Genomic DNA, 15,580 nt, shown 5'->3' on the forward strand with positions numbered 1-15,580 from the left:
CCACGCCGCCTGTCGTAGCGCTGTGAGTGCGCTGTCATCGTCGATCGGCATCGTCGAGAGCGTCAGAGAACAGCTCCGCGAAAGGCACGACATGACAGGCAACGGGCACGACAAGACCCAGCAGATCCTCGACCGGGCGGTGGCCGAGCTCGACATCCCCGGCATCGCCATCGAGGTCAAGAACGCCGACGGCTCCTGGTTCGGCACCGCCGGAGTGTCCGACCTCACGACCGGAGCACCGCGCGTACCGGGGGAGTTCCTGCCCATCGGCAGCGGCGCCAAGGGCATCACCGCCGCGACGCTCCTCACCCTGGAGGCCGAGGGCCGGGTGGACCTCGAGGACCCGGTGAACAAGTGGCTGCCCGGCGTGCTGACCAACGGCTACGACGGTGACCGGATCACCATCAGGCACCTGCTCGGCAACACCGCCGGCCTGTTCGCCACGGGCCTCGCGCCGGGCCTGATCGGCAACTACGCCAGCCGGTCCACGTTCGACGAGCACCGCTTCGACGAATGGACCCGTGAGGACCTGCTGAAGCTGGCGGTGTCCGAGCCGCCCGTCGGGCAGCCCGGCGAGCGCTTCCAGTACGCCAACGGCGGCTTCTCCATCGCCAATGCGATCATCGAGAAGATCACCGGCAACAGCTACGCCGAGGAGATCCAGCGTGTGGTCATCCAGCCGCTCGGCCTGACCAACACCTACCCGCGCAGCGGAGGGGACACGGGATACCGCGGTCCGTCGCCGCGAGCGTACTCGACCCAGTTCTACAAGGACGGCGTCGACCCGTCGGACGTCACCACCGAGAACTGGGAGTCGATGTTCGAGGAGCCGGGGCTCGCTCCCCTCGACGTCACCGAGTTCAACACTTCCTGGGAGACCGGGAACATCGTCTCGACCACCAGCGACGCCATCCGGCTCCTCGACGCCCTGGCCGGCGGCACGCTGCTGCCTGCGGGACAACACCGCAAGATGTGGACCACGGTCTCGACCGCCGGCTCCGGCTGGCTGCCGCACACCCGCTACGGCCTCGGCATGTTCGAGCTCGACAAGGCGGTGACGGGCGGACTCACCATCCGCGGCATGGCCGGCAGCTACTGGGGACACATGTTCTTCGCCCTGAGCAACCCGGACAGCGGGGTCGCCTTCGCCTTCCACACCAACACCGAGGCGAAGAACTGGGACGTGCCCTTCAACATCGCCGAAGCGGAGTTCGGCTTCACGATGAGCGCGTAGACACGGGGGCACGGGCGGCCGGGCGGAGTTCCGCCCGGCCGCCCGTTCTGCTTGACACACCGAGTGCTGCGGTACGGCGGCCGCCACGAACATCGAGCTTGAGAAACGCACGACATGGCGCCGGAGGCGCTCGGCCGCGATCCGGGACAACGGCCCGCCACTGAGGCCGGCTGGGGATGTTGCACTGCCCGGCACCATGGTTCACCGGCCGGGAGCGAGCGCTGGAGCAGGTGGCGCGGGTGCATTTCCCGAAACACCCGTGGAACCCAGAACGCACCATGGCCGAATCGGCTCTCCACCCGCCTTGGGCGGAAGTTGGGCGGGAATTGGGCGGTGATCCTGTCAGCCTGGAAACGCCACGCGCGGGAGGACACCAACACCAGTCAGGGAGCAGGCGTGACGCGCTATCAATGGCGCGTATCCGCGAGTGATTACCGATGTGCATGCGGTCTTCGCGCCTGGGAAAGGGAACATCCACGTGTCTGAGCTGATCACCGTCGATGAGTGTGAGCGTCTCACCGCAAGCCAAGTTCATGACCTGTACCGGAGATACGTCAGCCGCAGTCAGGTATCCCTCATGACCTCGTTCGGTTTCGGTCGTGAACTGGTCGACCGGGCCGAGGGCGCGTGGATCTGGACGCGTGACGGCCGCCGTATTCTTGATGTCACCGGAGGGGTCGGAGTTCTCAATCACGGGCACAACCATCCGCGCATTCTGGCCGCTCGGCGCCGCTTCGCCGACCGGCAGCGCATGGAGGTGCACAAGACCTATTTCTCTCCCTACGTCGCCGCGCTCAGCCACAACCTCGCCCAGTTGCTGCCGGGCGATCTGAACATGTCGTTCTTCCCGAACTCCGGTGCCGAGGCCGTCGAGGGCGCGGTCAAGTTGGCGTACAAATACCACGAGGGCAGAAGAGGTCAGATCCTCCACGCCGACATCAGCTTTCATGGCAAGCTGCTCGGGTCCTCCGGCCTCACGGGCGGGGCACAGAGGCACTTCGCCTTTCCCACGATCCCCGGTATCGGGAGTTTTCGGTACGATGACCTCGACTCGGTGCGGGATGCGGTTTCTCGGGCTCGCCGCCAGGACGGTGGCTGCGATGTGTATGCCATTCTTATCGAGCCGTTCAGCGCGTCAACGATGCAGCTGTGCTCGGAAGAGTTCCTTCGCGGGCTGCGAGAGCTCTGCACCAAAGAAGAAATCATTCTGATTTTCGACGAGATCTATACTGGATGGGGCAAGGCCGGGAGCCTGTTCTACTTCATGCGCTATCCCGATCTCGTCCCGGATGTTCTCACGACGTCGAAATCCTTTGGCGGTGGCAAATCCTCGGTCTCGGCATACATCGCAAGAGAACCGGTATTTCGCAAGGCGTACGACAATCTCACCGACTCCCTGCTGCTCAGTACGAGCACGACATACTATGGGTTCGGCGAAGAGAACGTCACTGCCATAGAGGCCATCAATATCGCCGTCGAGGACGACTATCCGAAACGGGCGAGGGCCATCGAGCAGATCCTTGCGCCGGGTCTGGATCGAATCCGCAAGGAGCATGGCAATTCGGTGGCCGAGGTGCGTGGCGCCGGTGCGCTGTACGGGGTCTTCTTGGACGGCGGGCCGAAGATCCTCGATCTCGTGGCCAAGTTGGCCCCCAGCGGCCTGGCTCGTGACCCGAACTTCCGCGTCAAGCTGATCACCTGCGCGGTCATCGACGCTTTGTATCACGATCACGACGTCTATGCCTATTACACCCTCAATGGCCGCAACCCGCTCGTCGTGGCACCCCCCTTGGTGGCAGAGCCCGCGGATGTCGAGTACTTCCTGGACGCGCTGGACCAGACCTTGGCCAAGGGCCTGTCGCGGCTCCTCGTCCGGTTCGTACGGGAGAAGGTGACGCCGCGATGGCCGAGCGGATCGTAGTGACAGGAAGCGCCGGAATGCTCGGCGGCGAACTGGTCCGGCATCTCGTCGGTGAGGGTCGTGACGTTCTCGGCGTGGACCTGCGTCCATCGTCCGGCTCCGAGGAGGGCTGGCGGCAACGGATCGGCGACATCCGCGACACCGCGATGCTGGCCGAGGCGATGGCGGGGGCCGACGCCGTCGTCCACTGCGCCGGCGCACTGCCCACCTACCCGGCCGCCCAGATCCATGACTTGATCGTCGAGGGCACCCGCAGTGCGCTTGAGGCCGGTCGCCGCGCCGGCGTCGAGCGCTTCGTCCACATATCGTCGACCGCCGTCTATGGGCTGCCCAAGCTGGTGCCCACCCCGGAGGATCATCCACGCGAGCCGGTTGATCCGTACACCCGGGCCAAGAGCGCGGCGGAGGAAGTCGCGGAAAAATACCGGGCGGACGGAATGTGCATTCCGATCCTGCGTCCCAAGACCTTCGTCGGCCCCGGCCGGATGGGCCTGTTCGCGATGCTCTTCGAATGGGCCGACGAGGGACGCAACTTTCCTGTTCTGGGCGATGGTAATACCCGCAACCAGATGCTGGCCATCGAGGACCTGGTGGCCGCTGTCGCCGGCGTCCTGTCGGCTCCGGCCGACGTAGCGGATGACACGTACAACATCGCCGCCGCGGAGTTCGGAACGGTGCGGGACAATTTCCAGGCGGTGCTCGACGCCGCCGGCCACGGCAAGCGGGTGGTCTCGCTCCCGGCTCGGCCGGCTCTGGGCGCGCTCCGCATTCTGGAGCGGATGCGACTCTCTCCTGTGTACGGGCGCCTGGCCCACAAACTGCTCGACGACTCTTACGTCAGCATCGACAAAGCCCGCGACCGGCTCGGCTTCCAGCCCCGGCTGTCCAATCGAGACGCGATCCTCCGCACCTACGAATGGTGGCAGGAGCAGCGCAGGAAAGGGGCGTCTGGGCCCGCGGGCCGGACCAGTCGCGATGCCTGGAGGCAGGGAGCATTGTCACTCGCGAAGATCTTCTTCTGAGCCGGGCCGGAGGTTGCAACATGCATGTCATGGGATCTACCGGTGTGCCAAGAAACTCGCGGCACCCGGACTCACCGCCGGATCAGGCCGCGGGCGGCCGGCTGCAGTGGGTCGTGGATCTTGTCCATTTGGCGCGGCCGCTGCACTCTGTCAAGGCGCTGATCTTCGTGCCGCTCGCGCTTATCGATGCTTGGCCGTGGAATATAACAGTGGCCGGCGGAATCGCGTGGGCTGTGACCGCGTTCATGCTGGCCTCCGCCGCGGTGTACGTCGGCAACGACATCGTCGACCGGCACCGTGACGGCCGCCATGAGATTAAGCGCCATCGCCCCATCGCCTCCGGCCGGGTTCGGGTATCGGTGGGGTACCTCTACTGCGTCGGACTGCTCGCCTCGCTTGGCGCGGTGCTGGTCTTCGCACCCTTTCCGAGCTGGCCCGTGCTGGCGTACCTGGGGCTCAACGTGGCCTACAGCCTGGTTCTCAAGCACGTTCCGCTCGTGGACCTGGGCGCGGTGGGGCTGGGCTTCGTGCTCCGGGTCGTCCAGGGTTACCTGGCGATCGGCGGAGCCATCGCCGGTTGGCTGCTGGTCACGGTGTTCGCCATATCCGTCCTGTTTCTCATCGGCAAGCGACGCCAGGAACTCCTGGGTGCGGGAGCCACGCACCGGCCGGCGCTACACGGCTACACGGTGGAGCTGACCAGCTGGCTGATGCAGGTCACAGCGGTGTTCGCGCTCATCTCCGGCCTTATGTATCTGGGCACCGGCGCTCCGCTGAGCCGCGACTACGGCCAGACGGCGATGGTGCTGTCCGCCCCGTTCGCGCTCTTCATCGTCTTCCGGTATCTGCAGATCCAGCTTATGGACCGAAACAACGGCGATCCGGTGCGGAACCTGCTTCGTGACCGCGCCCTGCTGTGCGCTTCCGCGTTGTGGGCGATTACGCTCAGCATCCCATTCATGCTTCATCACAGTTCTGTCTTTGTGTAAATTCCAGACCTTCGCCGCGTCCCACATGAGGAACCGAAGACTGTTATGAGTGTCCATGAGTTCGACGTAGCGATAATCATCAACTATTACGCGCCGTACGTCAGCGGACTGACGATATATGCCCAGACGCTGGCTGAGGGATTGGCCAAGCGCGGGAGCCGGGTGGCGGTCGTGGCCGTCCAGCACGATGAGTCGCTGCCTCTTCGAGAGTTCCGATCCGGTGTCTCGATCTTCCGCAGCCCCGTCCGCTGCAGAATCGGGAGGGGGCCGGTGAGTCCGCAGTTCGTGCCACTTGTTCGACGGGTCGCCCGCCGGTCGGCCATCGTCAACCTGCATGTGCCGATGCTCGAAGTGGCGCCGATCACGCTGAGCGTGCGAGATCGGCCGCTGGTGATAACGCACCACACCGACCTATGGCTGCCGTCAGGAATGGTGAATGCGGTCGCGACGCGTGCGGTCGATCGTTCCACGTGGTTGGCCATGCGGTTTTCCGATGCCATCGTCCTGAACAGCGCTGATCAGGCACGTGGCTCCAAGCTGTGGTCCATGATCAGGCGGAGGCACTGGCGCGGGATCGCGCCACCGTGCCTTGATCGTCGTGGGGCTGAGCCGAGCTACCGTGACGGACCGGGGCTGCATATCGGATTCCTCGGCCGCATTGTAGAAGAAAAAGGGATCGAATATTTGATCCGGGCTTTTCAGCTGCTTGATGATCCGGATGCTCGATTGCTGATCGGTGGCGACTGGGTCGAGGTGGCCGGCGGCGGAATTGAAGATCGGCTTCGTCCGCTCATCGGCGACGACGATCGGGTGCGGATGCTCGGCATGCTGCGCGGAGCCCAGATCGACGACTTCTATGCGTCCATCGACGTCTTCGCTCTGCCGTCTATCTGGGAGTCCTTCGGCATCGTCCAGGCGGAAGCGATGATGGTCGGCGTCCCGTCGGTCACCACGGACCTTCCCGGAGGGCGCTCTCCCGTTATGGAAACGGGGTTCGGTCGCCGGGTTCCTATGCATGATCCTGACGCGCTGGCCCGCGCGATCACCGAGCTTGCGGCGCTGACTCCTGAAGAGCGCGCGGAGGGAGGGCGTCGGGCTCGGGAACTCTACGACAGGGAAATCTGCTTCAAGGCCTACGAGGAGCTGTTCCATCAGCTTGTTCCCCTCCAGGATCGTCCCTTCTTGATCGGTTCGCATCGTCAGACCACGATGGTGCGCTAGCGGTGCGTTCGTCGAAGGGCGCATTCAAGCTTCTGAGAGTGGTCATCTATTTGGCCCTCGCCATCTTCTTGTGCTGGCAGGTATGGCGCGTACGACATGAGCTTGAAGACAGCCTGAGTTCCGTGGGTCTGGGCGCCGTTGGTCTCGCGGTGGGGCTCACCGTGCTGGGGAATTTTCCTGGATTCTTCGGATGGCGGTTGCTGGTAACGCGTACCTGCGGTCGCCTTGCTCTTTCCGATGCGGCCTGGCTCTTCTTCGTCTCCGGAGTGACGATCTATCTTCCCGGAGCGATGTGGCCCACTGTCACCCAAGCCGCGCTCGCGCGGAAGGTTGGGGTGCCGGCGACCGGGCTTCTCGGTGCGGGCCTGGCGACGATGATCATGACCGCGATCGGCGGCACCATGGTCGGGTTGCTCGCCCTCCCGCAACTGGTGTCGAACGGTCCTCAATGGTGGCTGATACTGCCACCTTTGCTCTGCGCCTATGCGGTCATGCTGGCGCCGCCCCTGCTGAGACGACTGATCGGACTCGGCCAGCGGATATTGCGACGTGGCGAGCGTGAGATCACGCTTCCCACCGGCAAGGTGTCAACGGCGGTGATCGCCCTGAGCGTCCTTGGATGGTGGTGCACGGGCCTGCATGCGGCGGTCATCGGGATCGCCCTTGGCGCGCCGGCGATGTCTGCCATGACGCTTGGCGTGGGGGGCTTCGCGCTGAGCGCCGTTGCCGGAGGGCTGTCGTTCGCGCCCGCCGGCTTGGGGGTACGCGAGGCCGTGCTCAGCCTCACCTTCGGCGTCCTGCTCGGTGGCCCGGATCTGGTCACTCTGTTGTTGTTGAGCCGGGCCATCACGACCTTGGGCCACGTGGGCGCGACCCTGGGCGTTCTGGGGTTGCTGGCCGGAATTCGCTGCGTAAAGGGCGGCAGAACAGCGAGAAACCGTCAGGCACGCTATCGACAGGCTAGTTAGGACGCACGTTTCGATGGAGAACACGCAGGCGCCAGAAGCCCATTCGTCCTTGTCCTCGACCGGCGAAGACGTCACCGGGGATCCACAACAGATTCCGACGGCCCGCCGCTGGTGCAGGGGAACGCGACTCCTCGTAGCCGCCACAGCGGCGTGGATCACCTACCTCGGCTTGCTCATCCTGTTCGCCGGACGCTGGTGGGTGTGGTCCATCTTCGAAGCCACCCCTCCGGTGGCGGCGGTGGCGGTGCCGCTGCTGCTCCTCGTATTCGTGTGGTTCGCGCGCCCGGTCCGCCGTTGGCTGTCGATTGTCCTGGTTTGCCTGCTGGTGGTCGGGGGCTATCTGGCTGGCTATGGCCGTGGATGGTCGGGTACCACCACAAGCGCCCCCGGGGGGATCAAGGTGTTCTCGTGGAACACCGGATATTGGCAGATGTGGGATGACAAGGAAGCCTTCTACGCCTTCCTGCGACGGCAGAATGCCGATGTCTATCTCTTGCAGGAATATCTCTACGCGAAGGAGGCCGCGCCGTACAATCACGTGTTCCGCATTGATGAATCGGCTCGGTTGCGCGCGGAGTTCCCGGGATACCAACTGTCCGTTGACAGTACATTCGTCACTCTTTCTCGGCTGCCCATCGTCGCGACGCACCATCAGCAACTTCCCGATACTGGGTCGGATTGGTTCTGGAAGGCGGCCAAGGCCCAGCGCACCGACATCCGGGTCGATGGGCGCACGGTCTCTTTCTACAACGTTCATCTGCCGACGCCCTTCCGGCTGGGGGACAACCCCTTTCGCGGAAGTCTCTCCGGCGTCTTCACGAACCAGACCCTCCCGCTCCTTGAGGAACAGGCCAAATGGCGGCTCAAGGAGTTGCACGGATTGCGGACGGATATCGCCGGCAATCCCCATCCGGCGGTGCTGGCAGGTGACTTCAACACGCCCTGGATGGAGCTGTACCCCCTCGGAGCCGGTACGCAGGCGTATTGGCCCCAGGGCTCCATGGCACCACCTCACACGTGGCCTGTCCGCGACTACTCGTTGCCCCCGCTGTGGCGTCTCGATTGGCTGTACACCAAGGGCGACGTGGCCGTCTCGAACCACCAGCTCGCCGGTGGAGGGGCCTTCTCCGACCATTTGGCCCAGCAGTTCCGCGTAGACGTTCTCCGTCCCTCGTGACCAAGGACAGCGCGGCCGACGAGAAAGGAACAGGCACGATGCAGGTCATGGCTACCGGGCTCGGCCGTACGGGAACGACCTCCCTTGAGGTCGCGCTGGTACGGCTCGGGTTCGGACCGTGCTTCAGCGCGGGGGAGATATTTAGCAGAACTGAGTTGATCCGGCCGCTTCTTGGGATCATGCAGGATGACTCGGCGCATTGGGGAGACATCCTCGACGGCTATGAATCACTTCTCGGCGAACCGGCCTCCGCCTGCTGGCAGAGGATTTTCCACAGTTATCCGGAGGTGAAGGTCGTCCACACGGTGCGCGACCCCGAGCGCTGGCTGGACAGCATGCAGAAGACGCTCTTCAAGCGGCGCGGGCGCGTCAATTCGCTACCAGGCAGGGCCGCCGTCCTCCTGTCGTCGATGGCCGGTACGGATCTCGCTCCACTTGTCAGGCTCTTTCAGCTCACGCTCGAAGCGCGGGCCCAGCGACTGGTGGCCGAGCGGAAACCGCAACGCGCCATCGAGCTGTTCCAGGAGCACACGGCTCTGATTCAGGAGACCGTTCCCTCTGACCGGCTACTCGTTCTCGACGTTCGCGCGGGCTGGGAGCCTCTCTGCGAATTCCTCGATGTACCGGTGCCGGCTGAGCCGTTCCCCCGGATGAACGACACAGCGGAGTACCGCAGAAGCCGCGGCGGTTTCGGCGGAAGGGCCGTACCGCTGCTCCTGGGCCGGACGAGGCCCTGGCCGGGGCGTGAAGTCGGACAGTCCGCCTCGTCCTGAGAAGACGATCTCGCCGGACGAAGGTCATCGTGCCCAGCCGTCGCGTGGGTGCAGGTCACCGGGGCCTTCGTCATCGCGCCGCCTCATCCGGTTCCGAATCGACATGGCCGCGGTCCGTTGTGCGCGTTCCATAACCATCGGTGCCCGCCAGAACTGCGGGCCGTGTCGATGGTCGATAACGGATCAAAAGCGCGCCAGGCTAGCGTCCAGCACGACATATCAATTCGCGATGACCACGGGAATGGCCGCTCTGTCACACGCTGCGCGAAGGGTTGACGCCTACCGGTAAGCAAATATCAACTACGGAGGTTTTATGCTCCACATCGCAGGCGGCCGGTTCGAAATCGTCGGGAGGATCGGGGCATTGACATGCTGAACTCTGGGGTGACAGGACAGGTGGAGTTCCGGCTGTTGGGTGCCATGGAAGTGCTCAAGGACGGTACTCGCGTCAACCTCGGTGGGGCGCGGGAACAGACCCTGCTCGGCGCGCTGCTGTTGCATGCGAACGAGCCCGTGAGCGTCGGCTATCTCGTCGAATCCGTGTGGGATCGCCCGCTGGCATCTCCGGAAACCAATCTGCGGAGCTATGTGTGCAGTCTGCGCCGTCGCCTGCACGCGTTCCTGGGCGGCGGAGACCGGCTGCTCACCCGCAGCGGTGGCTACCTGTTCGTGGTTCAGCCCGGCGAACTGGACGCCGAAGTCTTCGAGAGGTTACTGGACGATGCCGAGCGCGTGCTCGCCGCCGATGACCTGCCTCGGGCGGTGACCGTACTGCGGGAGGCGGTAGGACTGTGGCGGGGCGCACCCGTGCAGGGCGGCCGGGCGGGGCCTGCCTTGCGTTCGGAGCTCACCCGGCTGAGCGAGCGGCGGTTGTGGGCGTTGGAGCAGTACCACCTGACGAGAATCCGGCTCGGCGAGCACGCGGCGGCCTCCGACGACCTGCACCGGCTGGTCACGCATCATCCCCTGCGCGAGGAACTCTGGGCCCTGCTCATGGTCGCGCTCTACCGGTCCGGCCGTCGCGCCGAGGCACTGGACGCTTACACGCGCGTTCGCAGGCGGCTGGCCCACGAGCTCGGCATCGCTCCCGGGCCTCGGCTTCGGCAACTCCACGCCGCGGTCCTGCACGACGATCCCGTGCTCGCGCTTCGCCGGCCGACCGGTGTGCTGGCGGAGCCCGTACCTCAGCCGACATAGCTCCCCGATCCTGGGCGAATCGTCGACCTGAACATACCCCGACGGCCGGCGCACGCCAGGTGGTCGCCGGAACGGGCACCGGCCGGGATTCCAGCGGGGTTCAGGCGGTGTGCTGGAGGATGGCGGCGGCGATGCGGGGGAGTGCCGGCGCGGGCAGGCCGTGGCCCATTCCCTCGATGGGCACCAGGACGCCGCCGGGGATCGCCGCGGCCAGCGCGCGGCCCTGTTCGAAGGGGGCCATGGGATCCTCCGTGCCGTGGATGACCAGCGTGGGGGCGGTGATCGAGCCGACAAGATCGGAACGGTCGCGTGAGGCCATCACCGCGAGGATGTGGTTCCGCATCGAGTGGGTCATGTCGCCGGCTCGGGCCGCTTCCCGCTCGATGACCCGGCGCGTGGCCGCCTCGTCGAACGGGGCGATCGAGCCCGACAGGATGCGGGCCAGGTCGATCCGGGACTGGATGCGCTGCTCGTCGGTGGTGGGAGGGTCGGTGGTCTGCCGGGCGTCCCACGCGACCAGTCGCGGGTCGCGCTCGGAGCCGCGGAAGCTGCTGGTCTGAGGGTCGACGGCGGCGGCCGCGGACATGACGGCCGTCAGGGTGCGCACCCGGTCAGGGTGTTCCAGGGCGATCTCCTGAGCGATCATGCCGCCCATCGAGGCTCCGACCACGTGCGCGGCCTTGACGCCCAGCCCGTCGAGCAGGCCGATCGCGTCGTCGGCCAGGTCGGTCAGGGTGTATGGGCGTGTCTCGTAGTCGACGGAGCCGGACAGGCCGGTGTCGCGGTTGTCGTAGCGAATGACATAGCGCCCTCCGGCCTGGAGCATGTCGCACAGGTCGTCCGGCCAGGAGGTTCCCTGGGCGCCGAGCCCCATCACGAGCAAGATCGCCGGGTCGTCCGGATCTCCCAAGGTCTCGCACCACAGTCGGATCCCGTTGCTCTCGATCCAGCGTTCCATCGCGTGCTCCCGTCTCGGCAGACTGCTTCCGCCAAAAAGTATAGACGCGTTAACTTTTTGGCGGAAGGTCAGGGGGCGGGCGCCCGCATCGCCGCGAGCATCTGCGCTCTCAGGTGGTCACGGACAACCGCGACGTCGCCACCGAGACGGGCGGCGATCACCGGCGTGACCATGCCCATGGCGGATATGACCGCGATCTGGGCGCCCAATGCGGACAGGTCCGGCCGTACCTGGAGAAGGAGGGAGACCCACTCCTCGCGCACCACGCGCATCTCACGGATGAGACGTCGGCGGTCCTCTTCGGGGAGCCTCGGCAGCTCACCCTGAAGGATCAGCATCAGCTCCTGGTTCTCCAGGGCGAATGCCGCGAACCACTCGATGAGCGCGACCAGTCGCTCCTCGGGAGACTGCTCCCGCGCGGTCAGTACGGCCCGCCCGCCCTCTCCCAGCCGTTCCAGCGACAACTCGATCAACGCGATGAGAATGGCCTGCTTGCCCGCGAAATGCCGGTAGACCGCGGGCCCGCTGACGCCGGCCGCCGCGCCGATGTCGTCGATCCCGGTGAGGTCGTATCCGCGCTCGACGAACAGGCGGGCGGCCTGCAGCAGGATGACCCGCTTGCGCGCCCCGTGCTTGCGCCCGCTGCCGACGAAAGCCTCCAACTCGGCCATCACGGGCCCGTCTGATGTCACCGCCCGCCTCCGTTCCTGTCCTGGGTGACGCTCAACGTACGACACCGAGACGCCGGAGGGCGATGAGGCCGCCGATGATTGACCTCAATATTGGTTGAGGTTGCAGACTGAGCTCATGAGCGAAGACAGAGTGATCATTTATGAAGAGGTGGGCGCCGACCCACTGGCCGACGTCCTGGTGATCGAGAACGAGCACGGCAGGACCCGGGTCCGGGCAGTCCCGGAACCCGGGCAACTGGCCGGACTGGTGAAGCGGCTGGCCGCCGAGGGTGTGGACCGGTTCGAGTTGTGCGGCGGGTTCGGGGCCGTGGGGCATGCCGAGGCGCGCCGGGTCCTGGGGGAGAGCGTCCCGGTCGGGGCGATCTACTACGGGTTCGAGTCGCTGGCCTCCGTCGCCGACTACAAGGCGCGGTTCGAGGCGGGCGAGGTCCTGGCGGAGGCGTTCCTCATCGTGCACCCGGGTGCCGACCCCGGGTCCGACCGCGTGGTGCGGCATCGGGACGAGGGCGGGCGTACGACATTGCTGGGGGTCCCCGACCTCGCCGGCGCCGCGGCGGCGGCCGCCGCGATGGCCGGTGAGCTGCAGCTCATCGAGGTGTACGGCGGGCGCCGTCCGGACGACGCCGAGCCGGTCATCCGAGCGGCCGTCGAGGCCGGGGTTCCCGTGGGCATGAGCGCGTTCTGAGAACGGGGTCAGCGCGGCCAGGGGTGGTGGTAGACGACCCGCTTGCGGGGCGCCTCGTTCAGCATCCACAGGCGGTCGGAGGCCGGTTGGCAGGCGAGGTTCTCCAGGTTGGTTCCGCCGCGGGTCCACAGCTTGGTGGGCTCGCCGGTCCCGGCGGTGTAGACGCAGCTGGGGATGTCGTACATGCCGCCGACCCACTCCGGGCACGGTCCGGCCAGCACGTACCGGCCGTCGTGGGAGGTGCCGCCCTGCAGGCCCGGGATCCGGGTCCGCAGGCGGGCGCCCGCGGTGCCGGTGAGCAGGCCGGTCGCCTGGTCCACCGGCCAGCGCACGATGTCGCCGGTGGACGTGGTGACCTGCGCGGGGCCGCTGGACTGGCCCGGCGTCGAACGTGCCGCTTGCCTCGCGGACGCCGACCTACCAGAATGTCATTCTAGAAAGGGGGTCGGACATGAAGGCAGCACGTGTCGCCTGGCGCCGCCTCGAACCGGTGCACGGCATGATCTACTTCGTCCCCGAGGCCCATGACCGCTATGCCGCGCTGGGTCTGAAGGACCGGGCGGGCTACTTCGCCTCCCGCTCGGCGCCGTTCGGGCGGGCGTCCGCGGAACTGGTCATCGCCACCTTCTACAACTTCAACCCCGATCTCGTACGGCGGGCCGTACCGGCGGCATGGGACGTCACCACCCCCGACAAGATCCTCGGCGCCCGCCGCGAAGCCGCGGCCGCGGCCCTGCGCAGAGCCGGGATCCACGAGCAGCCGACCATGCCGGAAACGCTCACCCTGGCCAGAAGGGCGGCCGAGGCGGCGTGCGAGCATCCGCACGGCCGCCCGCTGTTCGCCGCGCACGCCACGCTGCCCTGGCCGGACGAGCCGATCGAGCAGCTGTGGCACGCCCAGACGTTGCTGCGCGAGTTCCGCGGCGACGGCCACGTGGCGACCCTGCTCACCGAGGGCATCGGCCCCCTGGAGGCGCTGGTCCTGCATGCCGCCAGCGGCACGGTCCCGCCGGTGTTCCTCAAGGTCAGCCGGGCCTGGCCGGAGCAGGAGTGGACGGCGGCCGAGCAGCGACTGCGTGAGCGCGGCCTGGTCGAGGGCGAGGAGCTCAGCGAGCAGGGCAAGACTCTGCGCAAGCACATCGAGGACCGCACGGACGAACTCGCACTGCCCGCCTACGCCGCGCTGGGCGAGGACGGCTGCGAACGGCTGGCGGAGATCTCCCGCCCCTTGGGCAGAGCCGTGGTGGATCAGGGCCTGCTGAATCTCGGCTGACCGCCGTCAGGCGGTGAAGACGCGTTCCGCTTCGTCGCGTTGGGTGTGCAGGTCCCAGTAGAGAGGGGCGATCTCCTCGGCCTGCGCGGTCGGGGCGCCGGGAGGGCCGCCCGCGCCGATCCACACGCCGATGGCGACGTGCGCGGCCTGGATGCCGGTGCCGGCCAGTTCCTTGCGCAGGTTGAGTACCCAGTTGCGCAGCGCTGCCTGGGCGGCGTTGACGTTGCCGAGTATCGGGTGGGGGTCGACCGAGCCGCCTCCGTTGGTGTAGAGCAGGGTGCCCGCGCCGGCCTCACGCATCGCGGGGAGGACGGCCCGGGTGGCGGTGATGGCGCTGTAGAGGAGCAGGTCGATCAGCCCCTGCACGTCGGACGGGTTGGTCTGGGACGGGGAGGCGAGGGCCAGGGAGCCGATGCTCGGGGCCGGGGAGTGCTCCAGGACGTCGATGCCGCCGAAGCGGGTGGCGGCGTCCTTGAGGGCCTGGGTCAGCGCGTCGTGGTCGAGCACGTCGGCCGGGAACGCGGCGGCGGTGACGCCCTCCGCGGTGAGCCGGCCGACGAGGTCGTCGAGCTTGGCTCGGTTGCGGGCGATGAGAGCGACGTCGTAGCCCTGAGAGCCGAAGGTGCGGGCGATGGCGAGGCCCATGCCGGGGCCGGCGCCGACGATGGCGAGAGTAGGCATGATCAGTTCACTTTCTCTTGGGTACGGGTCAGGAGGTGCTCCAGCGAAGACGGCTTCAGCAGGCGCGGAAGATCGCCTCCCATGCCGCCCGGTTCTTCCGTACCGAAGGTGCGGAGCGTCACGGACGGTGAAGAGGGAAGGCGCTGCCGAGCGGGAAGGACCGGTGGATTCCCTCTGATTCCTACTATTTGTGCGTAACGTCAAGATAGGACAGCATGGAGAGGCTTACAAAAGGCACATCACTGTGCGTCACGGAGGGGAATGTGCGTCATGGAGCACGCGGAGGGATCGGCGACCGCCGCGAGCCGAGGGCCCTGCGCGGCGATCCCGGCCGACCAGATGGCCTTCGTCCGCCAGATCCTGGACCGGGTCGGCGACAAGTGGAGCATGCTGATCATCTCGATCCTTGAGGACGGCGCCCTGCGCTACACCGACCTGCAGCGCGACGTCCCCGGCATCTCCCAGCGCATGCTCAGTCACACCCTGCGCCAGCTCCAGCAGGACGGGCTGATCACCCGCACGGCCTACGCGGAGGTTCCGCCGCGTGTCGAGTACACCCTCACCCCGCTCAGCCGCGGCCTGCTCGACATCGTCAAACAGCTGATCGGCTGGGCCTCCGACCACCACGACGAGATCCGCGCCCACCGCGACCGCGCCGCGGCCACAGGTCGGGGGTCGGCGCCGTAGCGGGCGCCGCCGCATACCCGCCGCGCCGAGCCAGCTGCCGGCCATGAGGCTGAAGCGTCACGTGGGAATGACGTCGGCGGAATCAGGGTCGAGTACGTCCCG

Annotated in this window: 16 protein-coding genes; 12 read left to right on the forward strand and 4 right to left on the reverse strand. The window is 66.6% G+C overall.

Annotation, left to right across the window (positions count from 1 at the left end; translation table 11 throughout):
• Positions 1–22 precede the first annotated feature (22 nt).
• The 9 genes from ACIBHY_RS31445 to ACIBHY_RS31485 all read left to right on the forward strand — a co-directional run bounded on the left by ACIBHY_RS31445 (position 23) and on the right by ACIBHY_RS31485 (position 10,502).
• Complete coding sequence (locus ACIBHY_RS31445) at positions 23–1,234, forward strand: serine hydrolase domain-containing protein (protein ID WP_397244053.1); 1,212 nt, start codon at positions 23–25, stop codon at positions 1,232–1,234.
• A gap of 478 nt (positions 1,235–1,712) precedes the next feature.
• The gene (locus ACIBHY_RS31450; RefSeq protein WP_397244051.1) at positions 1,713–3,155 is read left to right on the forward strand and encodes an aspartate aminotransferase family protein; all 1,443 of its coding nucleotides are present in this window, start codon (positions 1,713–1,715) and stop codon (positions 3,153–3,155) included.
• Positions 3,137–4,177 (forward strand): NAD-dependent epimerase/dehydratase family protein, encoded by a 1,041-nt coding sequence (locus ACIBHY_RS31455; protein ID WP_397244049.1) that lies wholly within the window; start codon positions 3,137–3,139, stop codon positions 4,175–4,177. The genes ACIBHY_RS31450 and ACIBHY_RS31455 overlap by 19 nt, the downstream gene beginning before the upstream one ends.
• A gap of 20 nt (positions 4,178–4,197) precedes the next feature.
• Positions 4,198–5,166 carry a UbiA prenyltransferase family protein gene (locus tag ACIBHY_RS31460; protein WP_397308581.1) on the forward strand — a complete coding sequence of 323 codons (969 nt, stop codon included), beginning with the start codon at positions 4,198–4,200 and terminating at the stop codon, positions 5,164–5,166.
• A gap of 45 nt (positions 5,167–5,211) precedes the next feature.
• On the forward strand, positions 5,212–6,387 hold the full coding sequence (locus ACIBHY_RS31465; protein ID WP_397244045.1) for a glycosyltransferase family 4 protein: 1,176 nt from the start codon (positions 5,212–5,214) through the stop codon (positions 6,385–6,387).
• 2 nt (positions 6,388–6,389) lie between these two features.
• Complete coding sequence (locus ACIBHY_RS31470; RefSeq protein WP_397244043.1) at positions 6,390–7,355, forward strand: lysylphosphatidylglycerol synthase domain-containing protein; 966 nt, start codon at positions 6,390–6,392, stop codon at positions 7,353–7,355.
• 13 nt (positions 7,356–7,368) lie between these two features.
• Positions 7,369–8,532 (forward strand): endonuclease/exonuclease/phosphatase family protein, encoded by a 1,164-nt coding sequence (locus ACIBHY_RS31475; protein ID WP_397308582.1) that lies wholly within the window; start codon positions 7,369–7,371, stop codon positions 8,530–8,532.
• Complete coding sequence (locus tag ACIBHY_RS31480) at positions 8,529–9,305, forward strand: sulfotransferase family protein (protein ID WP_397308583.1); 777 nt, start codon at positions 8,529–8,531, stop codon at positions 9,303–9,305. The genes ACIBHY_RS31475 and ACIBHY_RS31480 overlap by 4 nt, the downstream gene beginning before the upstream one ends.
• A gap of 396 nt (positions 9,306–9,701) precedes the next feature.
• Positions 9,702–10,502: a BTAD domain-containing putative transcriptional regulator gene (locus ACIBHY_RS31485; RefSeq protein WP_397244037.1), complete on the forward strand. Its 801-nt coding sequence runs from the start codon at positions 9,702–9,704 to the stop codon at positions 10,500–10,502.
• Positions 10,503–10,602: 100 nt separating this feature from the next.
• On the opposite strand, the gene ACIBHY_RS31490 is transcribed toward ACIBHY_RS31485, so the two are convergent.
• Together ACIBHY_RS31490 and ACIBHY_RS31495 are read right to left on the reverse strand one after the other, a co-directional pair.
• On the reverse strand, positions 10,603–11,460 hold the full coding sequence (locus ACIBHY_RS31490; protein ID WP_397308584.1) for an alpha/beta fold hydrolase: 858 nt from the start codon (positions 11,458–11,460) through the stop codon (positions 10,603–10,605).
• 68 nt (positions 11,461–11,528) lie between these two features.
• Positions 11,529–12,152 (reverse strand): TetR/AcrR family transcriptional regulator, encoded by a 624-nt coding sequence (locus ACIBHY_RS31495; protein ID WP_397308585.1) that lies wholly within the window; start codon positions 12,150–12,152, stop codon positions 11,529–11,531.
• 115 nt (positions 12,153–12,267) lie between these two features.
• Between ACIBHY_RS31495 and ACIBHY_RS31500 the strand changes: the two genes are divergently transcribed.
• Positions 12,268–12,837, forward strand: a complete 570-nt coding sequence (locus ACIBHY_RS31500; RefSeq protein WP_397308586.1) for a DUF6506 family protein — start codon at positions 12,268–12,270, stop codon at positions 12,835–12,837.
• 8 nt (positions 12,838–12,845) lie between these two features.
• Here ACIBHY_RS31500 and ACIBHY_RS31505 read toward each other — a convergent pair whose 3' ends face one another.
• Positions 12,846–13,169 carry a hypothetical protein gene (locus tag ACIBHY_RS31505; protein ID WP_397308587.1) on the reverse strand — a complete coding sequence of 108 codons (324 nt, stop codon included), beginning with the start codon at positions 13,167–13,169 and terminating at the stop codon, positions 12,846–12,848.
• 119 nt (positions 13,170–13,288) lie between these two features.
• Here ACIBHY_RS31505 and ACIBHY_RS31510 point away from each other — a divergent pair, with 119 nt between their 5' ends.
• The gene (locus ACIBHY_RS31510; RefSeq protein ID WP_397308588.1) at positions 13,289–14,110 is read left to right on the forward strand and encodes a hypothetical protein; all 822 of its coding nucleotides are present in this window, start codon (positions 13,289–13,291) and stop codon (positions 14,108–14,110) included.
• A 6-nt stretch (positions 14,111–14,116) separates the two neighbouring features.
• On the opposite strand, the gene ACIBHY_RS31515 is transcribed toward ACIBHY_RS31510, so the two are convergent.
• Positions 14,117–14,791 (reverse strand): SDR family NAD(P)-dependent oxidoreductase, encoded by a 675-nt coding sequence (locus ACIBHY_RS31515; protein WP_397308589.1) that lies wholly within the window; start codon positions 14,789–14,791, stop codon positions 14,117–14,119.
• Between the two features lie 270 nt (positions 14,792–15,061).
• On the opposite strand from ACIBHY_RS31515, the gene ACIBHY_RS31520 reads away from it, so the two are divergent.
• On the forward strand, positions 15,062–15,478 hold the full coding sequence (locus ACIBHY_RS31520; protein WP_397308590.1) for a winged helix-turn-helix transcriptional regulator: 417 nt from the start codon (positions 15,062–15,064) through the stop codon (positions 15,476–15,478).
• Positions 15,479–15,580 lie beyond the last annotated feature (102 nt).

It is taken from the genome of Nonomuraea sp. NPDC050547 (assembly GCF_044457345.1).
In the GTDB taxonomy this organism is placed as follows: domain Bacteria; phylum Actinomycetota; class Actinomycetes; order Streptosporangiales; family Streptosporangiaceae; genus Nonomuraea.

Coding starts and splice junctions, on each gene's coding strand:
- ACIBHY_RS31455 (WP_397244049.1), top strand. CDS start 3,137: ATGGCCGAGCGGATCGTAGTGACAGGAAGCGCCGGAATGCTCGGCGGC.
- ACIBHY_RS31465 (WP_397244045.1), top strand. CDS start 5,212: ATGAGTGTCCATGAGTTCGACGTAGCGATAATCATCAACTATTACGCG.
- ACIBHY_RS31520 (WP_397308590.1), top strand. CDS start 15,062: ATGGAGCACGCGGAGGGATCGGCGACCGCCGCGAGCCGAGGGCCCTGC.
- ACIBHY_RS31475 (WP_397308582.1), top strand. CDS start 7,369: ATGGAGAACACGCAGGCGCCAGAAGCCCATTCGTCCTTGTCCTCGACC.
- ACIBHY_RS31490 (WP_397308584.1), bottom strand. CDS start 11,460: ATGGAACGCTGGATCGAGAGCAACGGGATCCGACTGTGGTGCGAGACC.
- ACIBHY_RS31460 (WP_397308581.1), top strand. CDS start 4,198: ATGCATGTCATGGGATCTACCGGTGTGCCAAGAAACTCGCGGCACCCG.
- ACIBHY_RS31500 (WP_397308586.1), top strand. CDS start 12,268: ATGAGCGAAGACAGAGTGATCATTTATGAAGAGGTGGGCGCCGACCCA.
- ACIBHY_RS31510 (WP_397308588.1), top strand. CDS start 13,289: ATGAAGGCAGCACGTGTCGCCTGGCGCCGCCTCGAACCGGTGCACGGC.
- ACIBHY_RS31515 (WP_397308589.1), bottom strand. CDS start 14,791: ATGCCTACTCTCGCCATCGTCGGCGCCGGCCCCGGCATGGGCCTCGCC.